This window comes from Carboxylicivirga sp. M1479 (assembly GCF_007097485.1).
Classification (GTDB): Bacteria; Bacteroidota; Bacteroidia; order Bacteroidales; family Marinilabiliaceae; genus Carboxylicivirga.
This window is the reverse complement of sequence record NZ_VKDE01000018.1, coordinates 112,923-135,048: the sequence shown is the minus strand read 5'-3', so window position 1 is coordinate 135,048 and position 22,126 is coordinate 112,923. Positions and strand designations below refer to the sequence as shown.

Annotated in this window: 14 protein-coding genes; 6 read left to right on the top strand and 8 right to left on the bottom strand. The window is 37.0% G+C overall.

The genetic code is table 11. The annotated features are described in order from the left end of the window. The first annotated feature begins 191 nt into the window (after window positions 1-191). From FNN09_RS12475 to uvrB, 3 genes are all read left to right on the top strand, one after another. Entirely contained in the window at window positions 192-2,099 is a 1,908-nt protein-coding gene (locus tag FNN09_RS12475) for a long-chain fatty acid--CoA ligase (RefSeq protein ID WP_143302696.1), read from the top strand. A 363-nt stretch (window positions 2,100-2,462) separates the two neighbouring features. Then, a complete protein-coding gene (locus FNN09_RS12470; RefSeq protein ID WP_143302695.1) occupies window positions 2,463-3,314 on the top strand; it encodes an outer membrane beta-barrel protein in 852 nt (283 codons plus the stop codon). 87 nt (window positions 3,315-3,401) lie between these two features. Then, window positions 3,402-5,411 (top strand): excinuclease ABC subunit UvrB, encoded by a 2,010-nt coding sequence (uvrB, locus tag FNN09_RS12465; RefSeq protein ID WP_143302694.1) that lies wholly within the window; start codon window positions 3,402-3,404, stop codon window positions 5,409-5,411. A 33-nt stretch (window positions 5,412-5,444) separates the two neighbouring features. Here the strand turns inward: uvrB and FNN09_RS12460 are convergent, their stop codons facing one another. Further along, the gene (locus tag FNN09_RS12460; RefSeq protein ID WP_143302693.1) at window positions 5,445-6,305 is read right to left on the bottom strand and encodes an RNA polymerase sigma factor RpoD/SigA; all 861 of its coding nucleotides are present in this window, start codon (window positions 6,303-6,305) and stop codon (window positions 5,445-5,447) included. Window positions 6,306-6,386: 81 nt separating this feature from the next. Continuing rightward, on the bottom strand, window positions 6,387-7,862 hold the full coding sequence (locus FNN09_RS12455; protein WP_143302692.1) for a Do family serine endopeptidase: 1,476 nt from the start codon (window positions 7,860-7,862) through the stop codon (window positions 6,387-6,389). A 277-nt stretch (window positions 7,863-8,139) separates the two neighbouring features. Here FNN09_RS12455 and dapF point away from each other — a divergent pair, with 277 nt between their 5' ends. Next, the gene (gene dapF / locus FNN09_RS12450; RefSeq protein WP_143302691.1) at window positions 8,140-8,925 is read left to right on the top strand and encodes a diaminopimelate epimerase; all 786 of its coding nucleotides are present in this window, start codon (window positions 8,140-8,142) and stop codon (window positions 8,923-8,925) included. Between the two features lie 56 nt (window positions 8,926-8,981). Here dapF and gyrB read toward each other — a convergent pair whose 3' ends face one another. The 5 genes from gyrB to FNN09_RS12425 form a co-directional block, all read right to left on the bottom strand. Beyond that, window positions 8,982-10,946, bottom strand: a complete 1,965-nt coding sequence (gyrB, locus tag FNN09_RS12445; protein WP_143302690.1) for a DNA topoisomerase (ATP-hydrolyzing) subunit B — start codon at window positions 10,944-10,946, stop codon at window positions 8,982-8,984. A gap of 164 nt (window positions 10,947-11,110) precedes the next feature. Beyond that, window positions 11,111-12,871, bottom strand: a complete 1,761-nt coding sequence (locus FNN09_RS12440) for a hypothetical protein (protein WP_143302689.1) — start codon at window positions 12,869-12,871, stop codon at window positions 11,111-11,113. Further along, on the bottom strand, window positions 12,872-15,916 hold the full coding sequence (locus FNN09_RS12435) for a tetratricopeptide repeat protein (protein ID WP_143302688.1): 3,045 nt from the start codon (window positions 15,914-15,916) through the stop codon (window positions 12,872-12,874). It lies immediately after the preceding gene. Between the two features lie 159 nt (window positions 15,917-16,075). After that, on the bottom strand, window positions 16,076-16,807 hold the full coding sequence (locus tag FNN09_RS12430; RefSeq protein ID WP_143302687.1) for a cell division ATP-binding protein FtsE: 732 nt from the start codon (window positions 16,805-16,807) through the stop codon (window positions 16,076-16,078). Between the two features lie 90 nt (window positions 16,808-16,897). Continuing rightward, window positions 16,898-18,037: a pyridoxal phosphate-dependent aminotransferase gene (locus tag FNN09_RS12425; protein WP_221932490.1), complete on the bottom strand. Its 1,140-nt coding sequence runs from the start codon at window positions 18,035-18,037 to the stop codon at window positions 16,898-16,900. A 281-nt stretch (window positions 18,038-18,318) separates the two neighbouring features. On the opposite strand from FNN09_RS12425, the gene FNN09_RS12420 reads away from it, so the two are divergent. Together FNN09_RS12420 and FNN09_RS12415 are read left to right on the top strand one after the other, a co-directional pair. Further along, window positions 18,319-18,906, top strand: a complete 588-nt coding sequence (locus FNN09_RS12420) for a hypothetical protein (protein ID WP_143302685.1) — start codon at window positions 18,319-18,321, stop codon at window positions 18,904-18,906. Window positions 18,907-18,911: 5 nt separating this feature from the next. Further along, the gene (locus FNN09_RS12415; protein WP_143302684.1) at window positions 18,912-19,667 is read left to right on the top strand and encodes a glycosyltransferase family 2 protein; all 756 of its coding nucleotides are present in this window, start codon (window positions 18,912-18,914) and stop codon (window positions 19,665-19,667) included. Between the two features lie 6 nt (window positions 19,668-19,673). Here FNN09_RS12415 and FNN09_RS12410 read toward each other — a convergent pair whose 3' ends face one another. Beyond that, entirely contained in the window at window positions 19,674-22,067 is a 2,394-nt protein-coding gene (locus FNN09_RS12410; protein ID WP_143302683.1) for a tyrosine-protein kinase, read from the bottom strand. Window positions 22,068-22,126: the final 59 nt, after the last annotated feature.

Sequence of the window (22,126 nt, the reverse complement as noted above, 5' to 3'; positions counted from 1 at the left end):
ACCACAATTAACTATTAAACATGTGCGAATACAAACAACAATTGGGCGATAACGAACACTTTGCCTGCCATATTGTTTTCTTTAGTATGATAATGATTATATTACATCCAATTGATGCTAAAATATAATTTAAGCAATAAGTGAAGAACAGGAAATATTCCTTTTTAAATTCAATTGAAAAGTAAAAGACTATGAAAAGCTTAATAAATTTTTTTGAGGATAGCGTACAAGCATATGCAAATAATCCACTTATGTGGGAGAAAAATGGCAATACCTTTCAAAGTTACAGCTATAAGCAAATTCAAAAGGAAGTTTATGAATTCTCAAATGGTCTTTTAGCACTTGGAATATCAGCAGGCGACAGGGTTGCACTATTGTCCGAAGGAAGACGTCTATGGCTAGTTAGTGAATTAGCAATACTACACATAGGAGCTATTAATGTACCATTATCAACAAAATTAGAAGCTGACACCGATTTAATATTCCGTCTTAACCACTCCGAGGCTGAAACAGTAATCGTTTCTAAAAACCAAGTCCAGAAAATAAGATTAACCGCTGAACACCTCCCAAAGTTAAAAACGATAATCATACTCGACGATGAAGTTGAACTTGGCGAAAAGGAAATAATACACAAAGAGCTTATTGACAAAGGAGGCCAGTTTAAAACAAATAATCCAGAAACACTTAAAGCTGAAATGGATAAAGTTGGCCCCAATACAATAGCTAACATCTGTTATACTTCAGGCACAACAGCGGATCCAAAGGGCATAATGCTAACACATCGGAACTATACCGCCAATGTAGAACAAGCTTTTAGTTATATAAACGTGCCACAACATTATAAAACGCTAGTTGTGTTACCTTGGGATCACGCATTCGCTCACACAGCCTCACTATATTCATTCATGCATAAAGGCGCCTCTATTGCATCGGTACAAATTGGACGAAATCAGCACGAAACGTTAAAGAATTTCGTGACTAACATGCAAGAAGTAAAACCTGAGATTTTAATGAGTGTGCCTGCACTTGCCAAAAACTTTAAAAAGAACATTGAAAAAGCCATAGAAGGCAAAGGTCCTTTTGCGCAAAAATTATTTACCAAAGGTCTTGATTTTGCATATTGGTACAATGCAGATGGCTATAATGCGGGAAATGGGCTAAAAAAACTGACCTATCCGATATATGCCCTTTTCAAAACAATCATCTTTGACAAAATAAAGGAACGCTTTGGAGGCAACCTGCAATATTTTATTGGAGGTGGTGCATTATTGGATATTGAATTACAACGCTTTTTTTATGCGATTGGCATTCCAATGTTCCAAGGCTATGGATTAAGTGAAGCATCTCCAATAATATCTGCAAACACACCTTTATTCCATAAATTGGGGTCATCGGGTAAAGTAGTGAACGATATTGAAATTAAAATTTGTGATACTGATGGAAAAACTGTTAAAGTTGGGGACAAAGGGGAAATCGTCATCCGTGGTGAAAACGTAATGAAAGGATATTGGAGAAACGAAGAAGCAACACAGCAAACAATTAAAGACGGATGGCTATACACAGGTGATCTGGGGTATTTGGATGATCAAAATTATCTGTATGTACTAGGCCGCTTTAAGAGCCTATTAATAGGGGCTGATGGCGAAAAGTACAGTCCAGAAGGAATTGAAGAGGCAGTAATCGATCATTGTACGTTCATCGATCAGTTTCTATTGCATAATAACCAGAATCCATTTACTAGTGGGCTAATTGTTTTAAATAAGGAAAAAATAAATCACTGGCTTAAACATCACCTCAAAACCATTGAATCGGATCAGACTATTGTTGAAATACTACAACTCATACAAACCGAGATAGAGGAATTTAAAAATAGCAGTGATCCTGAGCTAAATTTTCCATCAAGATGGTTACCTAGCACACTAGTAATACTAAAAGATGGGTTTACCGAAGAAAATAAACTTCTTAATAGCACGATGAAAGTGGTACGATCGAAAGTTGAAGCACATTTCGAACAGGAGATTGAGTATTTATACACTCCATCCGCTAAAAACTTTTTTTCGGACACAAATATTAATAACATTAGAAGCTTTCTCAGATAAATAATATAAACGAAGATTCTGTAAAAAAAACATCAAGTCATCAGTAGGTACTTGAAAGCGATTTTTATTTCATTATGATCTCACATAGATTTTGGTTTAAAAATCATATCACAATCAAATCTTTGTCTTTTAATAATGATGGCTGGAATGTACGTATATTTGACTCATCCGTTTTTATAATTCACCTCAATCAAGATATAATTGAGGCCATAAGTGTAATAAATTAGCCCCTTTATTAAGAAAATGAGGTGATCCGTAAATTTTTTAATAGAAAGAAGCATCTTTATTACTACTTTCGAAACCTTAGATTTTTGTAATCGTAAAGTTTTTTACATTTTTACATCGAAATTAAATCACACTCGAATGCCATTATCATTAAGATATTTTATTGTTGTTATTGTAATATTATCCTCTACCCTATCTGACTCCAATGCTCAACGCAGAAGAAAGCCCAAAATTTGGGAAGGTTTTAGTGTAACAGGCCGAGTTGGAGCTAACCACTTCTATGGTGATTTAGTGGATGACGGAAGAACTAATTATTCCTTTGGAGTAGTTGGGGAAAAAGAGCTAAACACTTTCTTATCTGGTCGCTTATCACTTATGGGTGGAAAAATGAGCGGCTCACAGCACGCCTACTCTGATGGTGATGATATTGATTTTGAAGGAGATGTTTACGCTTGGTTTGATAATACATATGTTGAAATGAATGCAGGTGCATCTTTTCGACCATTAAACTTATTATTGGGTTATTATAAACAGAGAGCCTTTAACCCCTATGTAATAGGTCAAGTTGGAATACTCTATTACAGTGCATCAGAATATTTTGGTGCGAGAAATGACCAAGGAGAAGAAGATGGTGCCCATTGGAGGGACAAAAGTGGCATTACAGCTTCTATTTCTGGTGGATTAGGTCTATCATACTGGATTAATTCTCAATGGAGCGTTAACATTGAAGCCATCGGAACATTCCCAACAACCGATGAATTAGACGCCCATAGTGAGTGGACTTCTCCCGATGGAACAGTCTATCAAACTGAAGCAAATGATTTTTACTACACTACATCGATAGGCCTCACATTCCTAATTGATGATAGCCGTTGGAAAAATGAACCCAAGTACAACCGTAAGGCATACTTAAAAACACGATCACAATACAAGAGTTCGTCTAAGAAAAACCTAAAGTCAATCAATAAGAAACGACGTAAAAGAAGGTAACATAACCCACTTAAATAATTTAAAAGAGTTGCAAATGCAACTCTTTTTTTGTCTCTTACCCCAACGAATAATACCGAATTTACAGTTATGAACTTACAGATCATCTCAGACTTCTCTCCAACAGGTGACCAACCTCAAGCCATAGAACAGCTCAAAAATGGGCTTGAGCAGGACTTGAAACACCAATCACTATTAGGGGTAACAGGATCTGGTAAAACATTTACGGTTGCCAATGTCATTGAACAAGTTCAGAGACCAACTCTCATACTATCACACAACAAAACACTAGCTGCGCAACTCTATGGTGAGTTCAAACAATTCTTTCCCAATAATGCTGTAGAGTATTTTGTTTCGTACTATGACTACTACCAACCTGAGGCCTACCTGCCAGTAACCGACACATACATTGAAAAGGACCTTTCGATCAATGATGAAATCGAAAAACTTAGATTAAGTGCCACCTCTGCCCTATTATCTGGCCGAAGGGATGTGATTGTTATTTCGTCAGTTTCGTGTTTATATGGCATTGGTAATCCTGAGGATTTTCATTCTGGAGTGATCAATATCGAAAAAAACATGTCCATTTCAAGAAACACATTCTTGCGTCAATTGGTCGATAGTCTATATTCTCGAAATGAAGTATTGTTTGAGCGAGGTAACTTCAGGGTTAAAGGGGATACTGTTGAGATATTTTTAGCCTATGCCGATCATGCTTGTAGAGTAATTTTTTGGGGAGATGAAATTGAGGATATAGAAATTTTCTATCCAGAAAATGGCAAGCGCATTGAAGCCATGGATAAAATAACCATCTATCCAGCTAATATATTTATTACATCAAAAGAACGAACCCAAGAGGCAATTAAAGAAATACAAGATGATCTTACCGAGCATTTAGCTTTTCTAAAGGAAAGTGGTAAAAATCAAGAAGCAAAACGATTAGACGAACGGGTAAATTACGACTTGGAAATGATTCGGGAGCTTGGGTATTGTCCTGGCATAGAGAATTATTCACGTTATTTTGATGGCAGACATGAAGGAACACGCCCCTTTTGCTTGCTGGACTATTTTCCTGACGATTTCCTAATGGTTATTGATGAAAGCCACGTTACAATCCCACAAATAAGAGCCATGTATGGAGGCGACAAATCACGTAAACAAAACTTAGTAGAATATGGTTTTCGTTTACCAGCAGCAATGGACAACAGACCTCTAAAATTTGAGGAATTTGAAACGTTAATTAATCAAATTATCTATGTAAGCGCAACGCCAGCAGATTATGAACTTGAGAAATCGGAAGGAGTGGTTGTTGAGCAATTGATTCGACCTACAGGATTACTAGATCCTGAAATTGAGGTTCGTCCAAGCCAAAACCAAATAGATGATTTGATTAATGAGATTAATGATCGGATTGAAAAACACGAACGCGTATTAGTAACGACTCTAACCAAACGAATGGCAGAGGAGTTAAGTAAGTACCTCACTCGACTATCTATTAAATGTGAATACATCCATTCAGATGTAGATACCTTGGAACGGGTTAAAATAATGGAAAACCTTAGACTTGGTACGTTTGATGTATTAATTGGCGTTAACTTACTTCGAGAAGGACTTGATCTACCAGAAGTTTCTCTGGTTGCAATTTTAGATGCGGATAAAGAGGGCTTTTTGCGCTCTGAGAGATCACTAACTCAAACAGCAGGAAGAGCAGCACGTAACCTAAATGGACGAGTTCTAATGTATGCCGATAAAATAACCAAAAGCATGCAAGCAACGATTGACTCCACCCTCTACAGGCGTGAAAAACAGTTTAAATACAATCAACTCAATAATATCACGCCACAACAAATAAACAAGCAACTAACATCTATCATTGAAGCATCAACGCAAGCAAAAGCCTATTTAGAGCCTACTGAAACCAATATTGCAGCTGATCCAGTGGTTGAGTACATGAGCACCGATGCATTGAAGAAAACAATTGAAAGAACTAAAAAAGAAATGCAGAAGGCAGCTAAAGAATTAGATTTCATCACTGCTGCCCAGCATAGAGATGAAATTAAGAGACTTGAAGAGCTAATTAACAAAAAAGCCTCGAAATAATTTCGAGGCTTTCAATATATTGTTGCAATATAATTATCCTAAATACGACTTTAACAATTTACTTCGAGAAGTATGTCTTAATCGGCGGATCGCTTTTTCTTTGATCTGACGCACACGCTCACGTGTTAAACCAAAACGCTCACCTATCTCTTCTAAAGTCATTTCCTGGCATCCAATTCCAAAAAACAACTTGATAATATCACTTTCACGCTCAGTTAAAGTTGCCAATGCACGCTCAATTTCGCGAGCTAAAGACTCGTTAATAAGTGACTTATCAGCATTGGGTGAATCACTGTTTACCAAAACATCCAAAAGACTATTGTCCTCTCCTTCAACAAACGGTGCATCAACCGAAATATGACGTCCGGAAACACGCATTGTGTCAGCAACTTTTTCTGCTGGCAATTCTAATTTATCAGCTAATTCTTCAGGAGATGGCTTACGCTCATTTTCTTGTTCAAACTTTGAGTAAGCTTTATTGATCTTATTTAAAGAACCAACCTGATTAAGTGGCAAACGAACAATACGCGATTGCTCCGCTAAAGCCTGTAATATTGACTGACGAATCCACCATACAGCATAAGATATAAACTTAAAACCTCTCGTTTCATCAAATTTCTCAGCCGCTTTAATCAACCCAAGATTTCCCTCATTAATTAAATCAGGCAAACTAAGCCCCTGATTTTGATACTGTTTTGCTACAGATACAACAAAACGAAGGTTAGCTCTGGTTAGCTTTTCCAATGCAATCTGATCACCTTTTTTAATCCTCTGAGCTAACTCTACTTCCTCTTCGACGGAAATTAATTCTTCACGTCCAATTTCTTGTAGATACTTATCTAGAGATGCGCTTTCGCGGTTAGTAATCGACTTTGTTATCTTGAGTTGTCTCATATTCAATGTAAAAAATCCGGCACAAAAGTACTACTTTTTCCTTGTTTTTCCAACCTTTCGTGCCTTTAAGCCAGAAACTATTTACTCATTTAAATTAACGGCATAGTATACAACCCTACCATTTGGATAAATACCAGTCAAAAACAGCCCCTCTTCCGAGCTACTAATTGACTTCTTAAAATCATCAACTGATTTAATACTAGTATCATTTACTTTGGTAATTATATACCCCTCTTTAACTCCACTTTGTCTTAAACTTCCATTTCCTACCTTTACAACTTGTATGCCATAACGCACTCCAAGACGCCTTAAGTCGTTGGAAGACACATTTTGAAGTGTCGCACCTAAAGTTTCGTCAAATTTATTGGATGATATAATTCCGGTTGTTCCGCGTATATTACGTAAAGTCACCTCAAAAGGTTTCTGTTTTCCATTACGTAATACAATTAAATCCACTTTTTGTCCAGGACGATGCATACTAACACGCTCCTGCAACTCAGGAACTGAATTTACCTTCTCACCATTCACTGATAAGATAATATCTCCCGCCTTAAGGCCTGCTTCCTCTGCACCACCATCAGGCGCAACACTACCAATGAAAACACCTTCAATCTTATCAATGGTCACACCAAACTCTTCAGCCAATTCATCTGGTACATTACTGACTTCTATAATACTAACACCTAATAAGCCACGTTGCACCTCTCCAAATTCCTTTAAATCGGCAACTACTTTTTTAGCAATAGTAACTGGCACGGCAAATGAATAACCTGTAAACGATCCAGTACGTGAAGCAATAGCCGTGTTTATTCCCACCAATTCACCATGTTGATTAACAAGTGCTCCTCCACTATTACCAGGGTTTACGGCAGCATCGGTTTGTATAAATGATTCAACCCCTAAGGTTTGATTCCTATTGGCAATTATATTGATACTTCTTGCTTTCGCACTAACAATACCAGCGGTAACTGTAGATGTCAAATTAAAAGGATTACCAACCGCTAAAACCCATTCTCCAACCTTTAAGTTATCTGAATCACCATAGCTAATAAATGGGAGCCCCTTTTCATCGATCTTTAACAAAGCAATATCTGAAGTTGGATCGGCTCCAACCAATGTCGCTGAAAATGTTCTCTTATCATTAAGGGTCACTTCAATATCATCAGCATTATCAATCACATGATTGTTAGTTATAATATATCCATCCTCACTTAATATAACACCCGAACCTGCTCCCATTACAGGCTGAGGCTGCTGACGATAACCACTTCCTGGTCCAAAGAAAAAATCATAGAACGGATTGCCAGAATAATTATCACCACCACTACTGCGAGTTTTAACATGAACTACAGCATGAACACTACGCTCAGCCGCAATTGTTAAATCTGGCAAGTTAGTCTGTGCAGTATTGGATGTGAAATTCCCTAACGAAGTAACCTCTTCCTTAATAGTAATTACCTTAGGTTCGTTAGTATTGATATGCGAATAAACATAAACAACTACCACAGCACTAATTACTGCTATGGCAAAGGTGTAAAATACTCTTTTTGTATTCATACTCGTAATAATTTTTAGTAGTTATTGTCAGGTTTAAAATCCCACATATTAATCCTTGTAGAACTTTAACAATTAATTAAATTAACATTTTTTAGATGTGCACTCTGTAATATACAAAAACAATATCTCCAAAAACTGCACCACCACTGAACTTTAACGAGATCTTAACGTTTTTTTGCCAAACATTAAGGATATTCTGCCATATCAGCGTACTTTTGTAATTTAAACACGACTATTTGTCTTTTGTTTAGTGTAAACAACAAAGAAAGAACTCATAATGAGGACCATTAACTTTTTCAAATACCAGGGAACAGGCAACGACTTCGTCTTAATTGACAATAGGGACAAGCATTTTGATGGGGACAATATTTCATTAATACATCAACTGTGCGATAGACGATTCGGCATTGGTGGCGATGGGCTTATGCTACTTGAAAATCATCCTAAATTAGACTTTACGATGCGATATTTTAATAGCGATGGCAGGGAAGCCTCCATGTGCGGAAATGGCGGGCGCTGCATTGCTGCTTTTGCCGTACACATTGGCGCTGTATCGAATCCTGAGGATTTTTCATTTATGGCAGTAGATGGAGAACATCATGCCGCATACCAAAATGAAATTGTCACTCTTAAGATGATTGATGTAGAGGAAATTAAAAAGGGAAGTGATTATACATTCCTTGATACAGGCTCTCCTCATCATATTCAATTTGTAAAAAGCACAAATGAAGTTGATGTCCGCCAGCAAGGTAAACAAATACGCTACTCGGACACCTATGCCCCAAATGGAACAAATGTTAACTTTGTTGAGCAAACTAAAGCAAATAAACTAAAAGTTCGTACCTACGAACGAGGTGTTGAGGACGAGACTTTAGCATGTGGAACAGGCGTTGTTGCCAGTGCGATTTCAGCCCACCTGAAAAACCCAGAATATACGGACTTTGATATTGACGTATTAGGAGGAAAACTAAGAGTGTTTTTTACCCCACAGGAAAATAGCTTCAAAGACATCTGGCTTGAGGGGCCTGCAAAATTCGTTTTCAAAGGAACTATTGAAATATAGATCATAAAAAAAGGAGCTCAATTTGAGCTCCTTTTCTTTTATATCATTGAAATATACTATACGTCAATATTCGCATAAGTCGCATTTTCTTCAATAAACTCTCTACGAGGCGGTACATCATCACCCATTAACATGGAGAATACCCTATCCGCTTCTGCTGCACTTTCAATTGTTACTTGACGAAGTGTTCGATCCTCTGGGTTCATTGTTGTCTCCCAAAGCTGTTCGGCATTCATTTCACCAAGACCTTTGTAACGCTGAATATGCAATGCACTTTCTTTTCCGCCAGCCCATTCTTGGATCAATTGCAACCTTTGCTCTTCATTCCAACAGTAGCGTTGATTTTTACCTTTTTTGATTAAATACAATGGTGGTGTAGCAATGTATAAATAACCGTTTTCAATAAGCTTCTTCATGTATCTGAAGAAGAAAGTCATAATAAGAGTTGCAATGTGGCTACCATCCACATCGGCATCACACATGATAACCGTTTTATGATAACGTAATTTTTCAAGGTTGAGAGCTTTCGAATCCTCTTCGGTTCCAATTGTAACACCAAGGGCCGTGAAAATATTTTTAATCTCATCATTCTCAAACACCTTATGTTGAAGAGCTTTTTCAACATTCAATATCTTACCACGCAATGGCAAAATGGCCTGAAACTTACGATCACGACCTTGTTTAGCGGTTCCACCCGCCGAATCTCCCTCGACAAGAAATACTTCACAAGCAGCAGGATCTTTATCTGAACAGTCAGCCAGTTTACCAGGAAGACCACCTCCACTTAAAACACTTTTACGCTGCACTAACTCACGAGCCTTACGGGCTGCATGGCGCGCCTGGGCAGCTAAAATCACTTTACTAACAATGTCTTTAGCATCCTTAGGATTCTCTTCAAGATAGTTGGCAAGCATGGTACTTACCGCTTGATCAACCGACAAGCTTACCTCGCTATTACCTAACTTGGTTTTTGTTTGTCCCTCAAATTGTGGTTCAGCAACTTTAACCGATATAACAGCCGTTAATCCTTCACGGAAATCATCACCATTAATATCGAATTTTAGCTTACTTAACATACCCGATTTCTCGGCGAATGTTTTCAAGGTACGTGTTAAACCACGTCTAAAACCAGTTAAGTGCGTTCCTCCTTCAATCGTATTAATATTATTCACATACGAATAAATATTTTCAGAGAACGAAGTATTGTATAAAATTGCTATCTCAACAGGAATGTCATTTTTCTCCGTGGAAATATGAATGGCTTTATCGATTAGTTTTTCACGAGCCTCATCAATAAACTCAACAAACTCCTCTAAACCTCTTTCCGAAAAGAAAACCTCAGTCTTTACATTTCCCTCTTCATCTAACTCTCGCTCATCGGAAAGTTCAATTTTAATTCCCTGATTAAGAAAAGCAAGCTCTCTTAAACGATTGGCTAAAATTGAGTATTTATAAGTAGTTGTATTAAAAATTGTAGAATCAGGTACAAAAGTCACTTTCGTTCCTGTAATATCGGTTGTGCCTACCTCAATAATGTCGGTAACAGGCTTACCAATGGAATACTCTTGTGTGTGAATTTTACCACCTCGATGTACCTCGGCCTTTAACATGCTTGATAAAGCATTAACACAAGAAACACCAACACCATGCAAACCACCAGATACTTTGTAAGAATCCTTATCGAATTTACCTCCGGCATGTAATACCGTCATTACTACTTCTAATGCCGACTTCCCTTCTTTCTCATGAAAGTCGGTAGGTATCCCACGACCATTATCAGTAACCGTAATCGAATCATTTTCGTGAATAACCACTCCAATGGTATCACAATGTCCGGCTAAAGCCTCATCAATAGAGTTATCAACTACCTCGTATACTAAATGGTGTAATCCTTTTTCACCAACATCACCAATGTACATGGCCGGACGCTTACGAACAGCTTCCAAACCTTCTAATACAGTAATACTACTGGCACTATATTCACCTTGTTTATTTACATTCTCATTTACCTGATCACTCATCTTATATTCTTTTGAAAAGCGTAAAAAAACCGGCTTTACCGGTTAAATACATCTTTCGTATAGAAAGACCTACAAATATAGCAAAATTCATCATTTTTCGATGCTATAAATCAGTGAATTTTCCACCACTTTGAGGGACAAATTATTCAACAAATTAAAGCTATTTAAAATGAGAATATTATCCCTGCTTTGGCACTAAATCGTTGCGTAGGGTATCCATTCCACTTATAGTATTTAGCGGCGGCCATATTATTGATTGTCGCCCAAAAAGACCACTGTTTAGAAAAGAAATACTCGGCGCCTAAATTAACATCTACAACACCACCCAATTTCTTGGACAAATCAATATTACTAACATCCATTGCCCATCGATCTCCCAAGTAGGTTACACCAGCTTTAGCAAACAAATTATCCAAAACATTAAAACGACCTTCGACACCTATTTCAACCTCAGGTTTATGCCAAGCTTTCTCAAGACCATCTAAATTCCATCCGTAGTAAGCTCCATTTAACAAAAACTCCATATTTGGCTTTGGCTTATATAAAATTTCACCAGCCACTTTTAACAAGGAGCCATCGTCATAAACAACATCAAAAACATTTGAATAGTGCATCCCCGCCTGATCAACTGGTGGAGTTTGGAGTGCGTAACTTCTATTCACCCAAAAATGTTCATTATTAAAGAATCCATATTCCATTCCTAAGGAAAAAGACGTAGCAGAACTAAAGTTCCCCTTAATTCCAGCTAAGAAATTAACACCATATATAGAACTCTTAACATTGACATCAGCAGCAGCAAATGCATTTTCATTCAATACTGATTGATAATCATTCATGCCGACTCTACCTGTAATTCCACCATAAACCGTGGCAATACCTTCAACAACAGTTAATTCCCCAAGCACATCAGGCGTGACATAGAATTCATCGCCCTCCGTATCAATAAAACCAGCCATCATTACTCCCACCTGAATACTGGCTCGATCAAAATTAAACACAACACCTGGGTTAACACGTATTAAAGTATGGGAACGATCTTTAAATGAATACATCACATCAGTTGCAGTTGGCACTTTGGTGCTAAAACTTTTAACTTCTCCGTCGACTTTAATTCCTAAGTCGTTAACAGGATATAGCAATTGACCTCCAAGCTTAAATCCCATTTGGCTAACTCCTGTTAATGATCCAAACGCATTAAAGCCACCAAAAGCGGAATATTTTGTTTTACGATCATCCGTTTCGTTATTCATTAATGACGCTGTAACATCAAAACCTGATAATCGCTGATCGACTGCTGGCGACAAATCACTGCCCAAGGCAACTTGACCATCGTTATCTAAGTACAACTCATCAGAAACTAGGGTTTGGTATCCGTAATATTGATATTTTGAACGATTAAACCCGAGCTCAATACCAAAAGTTTTATCATCAAAAAAATGTTTAAAATCAGCACTGGCCCATGTATCATGAAATGGCGCTTCAACAGATTGTTCATTCTCAAGAGTCAACTCTCCAAATGAACTTATATGACCAATATTAAAACCCAGCAAGTATTTTTCATTCTCCAACACATTGTATCCAAGCTCTGCCAAAAGTGAACTATAATTCCCAATTCCACCTTTTAAATAACTTGAATTAAGATGTTCTTTTCGTTTGAAACTAATTTTTGCAGGCGATATGGGTGCTGGCTCATAATTAGTGCTTGCCGATGTGCTAAGAATACGATAATTAAATGCAGGACTAATGGTTGTTGAGTCATTTAACTCTGGCATGTAATTAACCTTATATGCATCTGAAATGGTTGGCGTATAAGCCTTAACAACTTTCACATCTTGATTAATGTTCTCTTGTGCGTTAAGAACATTGTGACCAATGGCACAGCAAAAAAACAGGGCAATTATATAACTTTTTCTTATTGTCATCATTTATCCTACTTTTTGTGTGTTCGTACTTGTTGAAAGATCAGATTGTTGACTCCAACTTTGCAGATAGGCATCCACCCGTTCTTCAATATCATCATCTCCTTCGTAATTATCCTTTATACTTTGCAGGTATTGTATCGCTTGAAAAGTCTCATTCCTATCGTGGTAAATCTCAGCCAATAAAATAAAGCTTCTGGCCAACCAATACTGGTGCGAGGTGCCCATATCAATGTATTCAAACACTTCCTTCTCTGCAGTATCTTTATCACCACTATCGTACAACATTTGAGCTATCATGAATTTCGCCTCGGCCCCTTCTACACTTTTGGTATTGGCAGCAATGAGTCGATAATTTTCCAAAGCCAAGTGTTTATTTGACAACAGTTCATATGCCTTGGCTTTATTGTATATTGCTTCTCTTTTAATTTCATCAGCAATTTTTGGCGATCTTAAAAGATCATCGGCAGCGGCAATACACTCGTCAGGTTGATTAATTTTAGCCAAGCAGCGCATTTTACCGATTTTAGCCTCCAACCTATTTTCGGCAATTTCAGCCTCTAACTCTAAGCGACTAAAGCTCTCGTATGCTTTCCTATATGCCCCTTGTTGATATAACAGCTCCCCCATTCGAATTAAAGCCTCTTCGGTAAATAAACTACGCTCTCGTTCAGCCACATACTCAAAAGATTTTAGCGCATCGCTGTAATCACCCGTTTTATACTGACAATCGGCCTTATAGAAATGTGCACTCAAAGCGAATTTTCCATCAGAAAAAACATCGAGGTAATTTTTAAAATGAGATATCGCACGTTCACAGTCACTTTGCATATAAAACTTCTCAGCACGCACAAAAGTCAAGCTATCCTTTTCTCTCTCGTCCACTTGAGCAAAAGCACCTAAAGAGGAAGTATAGTTCATGTACCCATTAAGATCATCGTTATCCATGTAAATATTACGAATACCAACTAATGCATCTTCTGCCTCTTCTGCACCTGGATATTCATTGACTACACGCTTATAGTAAACGATGGAATTCTGGTTATCGTCATTATTATAATAAACCAAGCCAAGTTGTAGTAATGCCTTTTTTGCATAGCTACCATTGGGGTATTTTTCTTTTGTTTTTTTGTAATAATAAATGGCACGATCGTTATTATTCAAAGACACATATGATCGACCAGTCTCGTAAAGCGCATCATCAACATAGGGCGATTGAGGGTAACGATTAACCATTTGATCCAGCACACTAATTTTATCATTGTATTGCTTCATCAGGCCTAAACAAAAACCTTTTTGAAACAAAGCATAATCAGGAGCACCCTCGGGCACCTTTGATGCTTTATCGTAAAATGAAATCGCCTGGCTAAACTGACGATTGACATAATAGGTATCGCCCGTTCTATTATATGCATCGCCTAATAAAACACGGTCGCGTCCATCGGACATATTAATAAATTTTCGGAACCAGGTTTGCGCTTCGGCATATTCTTTTTGTTTATAATACGAATAGGCAATATTGTAATGAGAAATTGTAAACTCTTTTAATTCATACGAACCAGGCTGGTAGATGTACTCACGGAAATCAACAATCGCTTTAGCGTAATTATGCGTTCGATAATAGGCTTCTCCGCGCCAATAATAGGCGCCAATTTTCAGTTCTTTATCATACTCAGCATATTTCAAACTGTAATTAAAGAACTCGATAGCTTCAACAAAATTTAAATTCGTAAACAGTTCTAGTCCTCTGTAGTAAGCTACGCGTTGCAAAGCACGATAAACATCGCCCGTTTTACGTTGTATTTTCTCCATTGAGGCCAGTGCCTCACGATAGTTCTTGGTGGTTAAAAAGGCTTTTCCCAAATATTCATAGGCCTCATCAATCTTATCACTTTCAGGAAATAATTCGATATACTTTAAAAATGAATCTATAATTTCATTAAATGGGGAGAAAGATAACTCATAGTTAAGCTTGATGTAATTCAACAAAGCATCTTCTTGTATATCCCTGTCATAGTCATTATTAGAGGCAGCCTCAAAAGCAACACGTGCTCTTTTCTTATCATCCATTTTTAAGTATGAATCGCCAAGATGGTAATAGGCATTTTGTGCTAAAGCATCGTCTGCTGCAGTTACATGCGACAAACCAACAATGGCTTCATCATAATTCTTAATGTAATAATTCGCAAATCCTAAATGATAATAATCTTCGCGCAGTGGCTCTTTGGATAACTTAATTGCACTATTATAATACTTTATTGAAGCTTTGTAATTTCCCTGAGCATAATAAGAGTCAGCAACAATGCGATTCATATCAGCCTGACGGTCCTTAGTACCCTCTGAGCTTAATGGCTCGGCGTACTTTATGGCACCAACATAGTCTTCTTTCAAATAGAGTATCTGAGCAATATAAAAAGGAATAACCTTTTTAAAGCCTTTGTCATTTTCAAGCTGCTTAAACTCATCAAGCGCTGTTTGATAGTTCCCTTGTTGATATTGTATATGTGCATAATAATATTGCACCGATGACGCATATTTGTGATCCTTACCCTTAATTTTATTAAGTTTCGATAGAGCCTTATCGTAATCCTCCATCATAAAAAGAACGTAGGCCGAAGAAAAGTAATAATCGATTTTTGTATCATCGTCCAATGCAGAAGCCTTTACCTTATCGTAAGCCCTTGCAGCCTGTTTGTATTTATTTAGGTCTTTATAATAATCCCCCAGATGCATTTTAGCATAATGCAAGCGATTACTATAAGGATAATCTTGCACATAGCTCTCCCATAAATACTTTACATCCTCGTTTTGCAACTTTTGAGCACAAACCCGAGACAAGTAAGTAGCTTCGCTAACTAAAGAGGCATTTTCACCCTTTGACTCATTGGCATATTTTGTAAAGTTGATACGCGCCAAACCGTATTTACCCAGTCGATACATTTCCATCGCCTGATTATATAATTCTTTATCGTTATCATTATCGAGGGTTTGTTGCGCAAAGGAACCGTGCACAAGGCAGACAAAAAGCAGTAATGCGATTTTTCTCATCATGAGATAAGGCCTTTAAATTTAGATTGTAATAGGTAAAACGTATTTTTCTCATCCTTATTTTCGAAGAATGAAAAATTGTGCTTAAAGATAACAAAAGTGCCTCACTGAGAAAGTGAAGCCAAGAGTATTTTTATACAACAATTATTTGATGATTTTTCTTTAATCCAAGAGGTCAAAATCGATTTCTTCCTGCTTAGACTCGAATAAGCGCGTATCCTCACAACGAATGGTACGCCCTGGGAATTTCTTGAGAAGATTGTAATTATGGGTTGCCATAACGACAGTATTACCAGACAAGCAAATCTTTTTAAGCAGATTCATCAACTCATCCGAAGTATCGGGATCAAGATTACCCGTTGGCTCATCGGCCAGAATTAAGTCAGGCGAATTCAACAACGCACGTGCAATGCCAATGCGTTGTTGCTCTCCTCCTGATAATTGATGTGGCATTTTATAGCCCTTATGGACCATATCTACAAGCGATAATACATCCCTTATGCGCTTGTCCATATCCTTTTTCACTTTCCAGCCAGTAGCTTTCAATACGAACATTAAATTATCGTATACACTACGGTCTGACAGCAATTGAAAATCTTGAAAAATAATCCCCATCTTACGCCTTAACAAAGGCACTTGACTTGATTTTATGGTTTTTAAGGCATAACCGGCCACAAACCCATATCCCTCAATTAGGGGCAGTTCTTTATACATCGTTTTAAGCAAACTTGACTTACCACTCCCAACTTTACCTATTAAATAGACAAATTCACCAGGCTCAACACTGAAATTTACATCTTGTAATATAAGATGCTCTTGCTGTCGAATACTGGCCGACTTAAACTCAATAATTTTACTTTTTGAATTTGTACTTTTAATGGGTTGCTTACTCATAATATATTAACGATTGCTTTAAATAATACGCAATCAAAGAAACAATTTTTTATTGGGATATAAAACCAAGTTTTCAACAAGGCTCAGCATCTATTTAAGCTGAGCCAAGGCCTCTTTAACTCGACCAAAAGCTTTAATTAATAATTCATCGGCTGCTGCATATGAAAAACGCACACAGTTCTCGCTTCCAAAAGCACTTCCTGGAACAGATGCAACATGCGCTTTTTCCAAAAGGTACATACTCATATCCATCGATGAATTGATTACTCTATCTCCAACACTCTTACCGAAATAAAGACTGATATCAGGGAAAATATAGAATGCTCCATCGGGAGTTGCCACCTTAAAATCAGGAATATCCTTTACAATATCTAATACAAGATCGCGTCGTTTATTGAAAGCAACACGCATCTCTTCAACACACTGCTGATCACCAACAAATGCTTGAATTGATGCGGCTTGAGCAATTGCACACACACCTGACGTGTACTGCCCCTGCAACTTAGTTACAGCCTTAGCAATGGCTTTAGGAGCGGCAATGTATCCGATTCTCCAACCAGTCATGGCATAACCTTTTGAAACACCATTAATAATCACTGTTTGCTCTTTTAAAGCATCGAACTGTCCTAATCCAGCATGCTGACCCACAAAATTAATTTTCTCATAAATCTCATCTGAAATTATAATTATATCAGGATGACGCTCCAAGACAGCAGCAATGGCATTCAACTCCTCCAAACTATAAACACTACCAGTAGGGTTCGATGGAGAATTAAATAAAATGGCCTTTGTTTTAGGCGTAATACTTTCCTCCAATTGCTCAGCTGTAATTTTAAATTTAGCTTCAACACCAGCCTCTACTATAACAGGAACACCTTCAGCTAACTTAACCAACTCAATATAACTAACCCAGTAAGGAGCAGGTATAATTACTTCATCGCCATTATTAACAACACACTGAAGCACATTAGCCAAGCTATGCTTCGCTCCCGCTGATACAACTATCTGATCTGGGGAATAAGCCATATTGTTATCTCTCGCAAGTTTATCAGCAATTGCTTTTTTCAATGCTGGGAATCCTGCTACTGGAGGATAATGAGACATATTATCGTTAATGGCCTTAATACCTGCCTGTTTAATATGTTCGGGTGTATTAAAATCAGGCTCACCAAGAGTCAGATTAATTACATCTACACCACTTTCCTGAAGCTCACGGCTTTTTTGGTTCATCTGAATTGTTTGTGATTCAGATAATGCATTAATTCTGTTAGAGATGATACTTGTACTCATTAAAAAACTCTCCTATTAATTACAATGATCAATAACTTTGTCACTTCTCGGAGCAAAACATTTTATATCTTGCAAAGCGAATAGGACAAAATTAGTTAAAAATCATAAGCAACCAAGATTTTATAGCACATACACCATTATAATTAAATGTTTTTTGCTTACACATACAAACTATTGACGAACCACGTGTAACAAATCAAATATTAAACACTTAATTTTATTTGGATTTATTAATTTACAATTTAACAACAATTGATTTCAACCACATTATTTTCACATCCATGATCGTTTTTGAAGAAATAATTAAATTATCGTGTATAGTTGTTTTAATAAGCACCCCCATCTTAGTTCTACTCCGATGGTTTTTAAAACACAACCTAAAACAAAAGCAATTAGAGTTGGCCAACAGTACTTTTAAAGAACTAATACCAACAAGACTGCAAGCGTATGAACGTTTAGCAATTCTTTTAGAACGCATTAGTCCGGAAGCAATTGTATTAAGAGAAAACAAAGCAAACATGACAAGCTTGCAGTTACAAAAGCAACTACTAAGCTCGATTCGACATGAATTCGAACATAATTTTGCCATGCAAATTTACCTACCCGCCCCAACCTGGGATGCCATATTAAAATCAAGGGATGTAGTTATTAAACTTATAAACACCGCATCTGGCGAAGTGCAACCCAACTCACCCGCTATTCACTTATCAAAAATAATATTTGAAAAAGGCGTTAATGAAACCAACTTTTACATTAACAAGGCCAAGGAAAATCTCAAGAAGGACATTCAGCTATATTATTTCGATTAAAACCTATGCAACCAGAAAAGAAAATCACAATTATTACCGTTACATTTAATTCTGCACAAACTTTAATTGAAACAATTAATAGTGTTTGGGAACAAACAGCGCGTAAAAACATTGAATACATTATTATCGATGGTCTGTCGACTGATAACACCATAGATGTACTCAAAAACAATGAAGATAAAGTTGACCAATGGATTAGCGAAGCAGACAAGGGCATATATGATGCAATGAACAAAGGCCTGAACATGGCAAAAGGAGACTGGGTTGGTTTTTTGCATGCTGATGACATGTTTGCTAGTAAGGAAATTATTGAAAAAATGCTGATGACCGAGGAAGAATACAATACCATGTATGGCAACCTCAATTACATACAAACCACACCACCCTATAAGATCATTCGTTTTTGGCAAAGTCAAAAATTCTCAAAATCACTTTTAAAAAGAGGATGGATGCCGCCTCACCCTACTGTTTACATTAAAAAAGACCACATTAACAAGATTGGAAAGTTCGATACTACATTCAAAATATCGGCCGATTACGATTACATGTTGCGACTTTTTAGCGATAAAGAGACACAAAGTTACTACCTGAACGACACGATTGTTAATATGCGCATTGGGGGAGTAAGCAATAACTCTATTAAAAACATCCTACAAAAAACAAAAGAAGATTACAAAGCTTTATCTAAAAACAGAGTAGGCGGCTTTTTAGCTCTGTTTATTAAGAATTTTAGTAAGCTTATCCAGTTTGTAAAGAAATAGCTATTTTTAAACGTGCGTTTGTCCACCATAATACTCGGCGGTATAATATCCATAGCCTTTATCACTCATTGAAATATCATTCAATATCAAGCCTAATCCATCTACTTTCTCACTTATGAGGTTATCGACAGTATGGACCATATGATCCTTAACAGTATAGTTTGATCGAACAACAAATAAATTACAATCTGAGTAGTGCATCAACAAACGAGCATCAGCAACCAATCCAATCGGAGGCGAATCAATAACTACAACATCAAATCGCTCCCTCAAATATCGGTATAAATCATCAGTTCGATCACCAACTATTAACTCACTTGGGTTAGGCGGAATTGGACCAGCAGGAACCACCCACACGTTATCCTGTTCTGTTTCATAAACAATATCCTCAACCGAGTTTTGACCGATAAAATAGTTCGACAAACCAGCTTTATTTTGCAGATCAAACAAGGCTGTCAGTCGAGGCTTACGCAAATCAAACCCAACAATAACCGTTTTTTTGCCTGACACAGCAAAAACAGATGCTATATTCTGTGCGCAGAAAGTTTTCCCTTCCCCAGTATTTGAACTCGTAAGAGTAATCACCTTTAAATCTTTAGAGCCAGCCATAAACTTTAGCTTTGTTCTTATCGATCTGAATGATTCACTAATAATCGAATGGGGCAATTGCACTATTACATTCTCTGCATCACTTTTATTATTAACAACCATACCCAAAATTGGCAGTCCTGGTACTAATTGCTTCAAATCATCCTTACCCCTCACCTTGGTATTTAAAAACTCCTTTAAAGCAATAAACACCGATGGAATTAACAAGCCGAGCATTAATCCTTTTTTATAATCGCTACTTTTATTTGGCGACACCAAGGCCGAAATTGAGGCATTATCAATAATCTCATTGTCTGGAACATTACTAGCCTTTGAAATTTGAGTTTCAGAATGCTTTTGTAATAAAAACGTATAAATAGCATCATTCAACTTATACGTTCTATCAATAATCAAATAATCCCTCTCCAACTCAGGCAACCTCTCCATATCCTGAATAATAGTCGCCATTTCTTTTTCAATCTTACTCTTTTCAAGGCCAAAATTATGCAAGACCTGATTGATGGATTTATTTAATAAATCAACCGTTACATCAATTTTACTGCTTAAAGTAACCACATATTGATTATTAGTTTGGGCCGAGCCCTTTAGAAGCTCCAATTCTTTTTGCAATTCAATTAACTGAGTCACTAACTCATTAACTAGATTCGTGTTCTCACTACTGACTGCTGGCAATAAAAACTGCTCAAAGTCACCAGAAGCAGATATGTTATCTTGCAAATATTCATAATACTCAATTCTCATCTTGAGCATTTTCAACTCACTCTCAGTATCATAATACTTATCAGCCAACTTTTCAGAAAACTCAGATGGCCCCATAAAACGATTAGCTTTCCGATAAGAAGACATTTGGTTTTGAACCTTCTCTAAAGTATCCGACACTGTTTCCAATTGAGATTCAATAAACGCTATTGATCGTGTTGCCATATCGTTTTTACGATCAAGGTTATTCTCAAGTATCACCTCACACAATTCATCTAAAAATCGCACAATCTTCCCTCTACTGGTTCCCACCGATGAAATAAAGAGAATACTAGACCCTTCGCGATAAGGACTAACCCCCAATGAACCACGATACTCACTTGTTAACTGTTGGTGCGATTTGAAAATAAAATAATAAGAGGCTTCAGAATCGACATTCACATTTGGTTTACGTTTGATAGTAAAGGCAAAAGCTGAGTCATTCACTTTTTCGCCTGTACGCACCCTTGTATGATAGTCCAAGACTCCAACTCTACCAGCAAATGCCTCTTTTTTGTAATCATGTAAAGTTCCTCCATCACAACTAACAGTAATAACAACATTTCCATCTGCTAAAAACCTTATGCCTATCGGCACATTGAGTAATTGCGGATGCATTGAGTCTATTTCAATAACAAACGGGGAACTATGATAAAGCTCAGAATCTTTAAAACGCCCTTTTTGGTAATACGAAACACCAAAATCGAGTCGATCAATAGCTTTCTTAATGATATTTCGCGAGCGGATTATAAAACTCTGATTTTCCACACTTCTCATCTCAGGGGACAAACCAAAGCCCTCCATTAAATCGGCTTGCGAAAACGATTTTTGCTCGCTCCCTTTTAACATTAATGTGGCAGATGCCTTATAAACAGGAACCGTGTATCGATGATAGAGAAATACGGCACCTAAACACAAAGGCAACGAAATCAAATACAAATACCAATACTTAAGAACCAAACGGATCAAACGATTGATATCAAAAAGATTATCACTTGTTTCTTTTCTTATTTGTGGATTATGCGAATGAGTTTCTTCTTCAAAATTATTCATGCATGCAAATTTGGCTTGCCAAATATATACAATTTCAAGCTTTTAAAAGCTTGTATGCC

Excerpts from the sequence above, each read along its gene's own strand:
- FNN09_RS12475 (WP_143302696.1), top strand. The coding sequence starts at position 192 with ATGAAAAGCTTAATAAATTTTTTTGAGGATAGCGTACAAGCATATGCA.
- FNN09_RS12470 (WP_143302695.1), top strand. The coding sequence starts at position 2,463 with ATGCCATTATCATTAAGATATTTTATTGTTGTTATTGTAATATTATCC.
- uvrB (WP_143302694.1), top strand. The coding sequence starts at position 3,402 with ATGAACTTACAGATCATCTCAGACTTCTCTCCAACAGGTGACCAACCT.
- FNN09_RS12460 (WP_143302693.1), bottom strand. The coding sequence starts at position 6,305 with ATGAGACAACTCAAGATAACAAAGTCGATTACTAACCGCGAAAGCGCA.
- FNN09_RS12455 (WP_143302692.1), bottom strand. The coding sequence starts at position 7,862 with ATGAATACAAAAAGAGTATTTTACACCTTTGCCATAGCAGTAATTAGT.
- dapF (WP_143302691.1), top strand. The coding sequence starts at position 8,140 with ATGAGGACCATTAACTTTTTCAAATACCAGGGAACAGGCAACGACTTC.
- gyrB (WP_143302690.1), bottom strand. The coding sequence starts at position 10,946 with ATGAGTGATCAGGTAAATGAGAATGTAAATAAACAAGGTGAATATAGT.
- FNN09_RS12440 (WP_143302689.1), bottom strand. The coding sequence starts at position 12,871 with ATGATGACAATAAGAAAAAGTTATATAATTGCCCTGTTTTTTTGCTGT.
- FNN09_RS12435 (WP_143302688.1), bottom strand. The coding sequence starts at position 15,916 with ATGATGAGAAAAATCGCATTACTGCTTTTTGTCTGCCTTGTGCACGGT.
- FNN09_RS12430 (WP_143302687.1), bottom strand. The coding sequence starts at position 16,807 with ATGAGTAAGCAACCCATTAAAAGTACAAATTCAAAAAGTAAAATTATT.
- FNN09_RS12425 (WP_221932490.1), bottom strand. The coding sequence starts at position 18,037 with ATGAACCAAAAAAGCCGTGAGCTTCAGGAAAGTGGTGTAGATGTAATT.
- FNN09_RS12415 (WP_143302684.1), top strand. The coding sequence starts at position 18,912 with ATGCAACCAGAAAAGAAAATCACAATTATTACCGTTACATTTAATTCT.
- FNN09_RS12410 (WP_143302683.1), bottom strand. The coding sequence starts at position 22,067 with ATGAATAATTTTGAAGAAGAAACTCATTCGCATAATCCACAAATAAGA.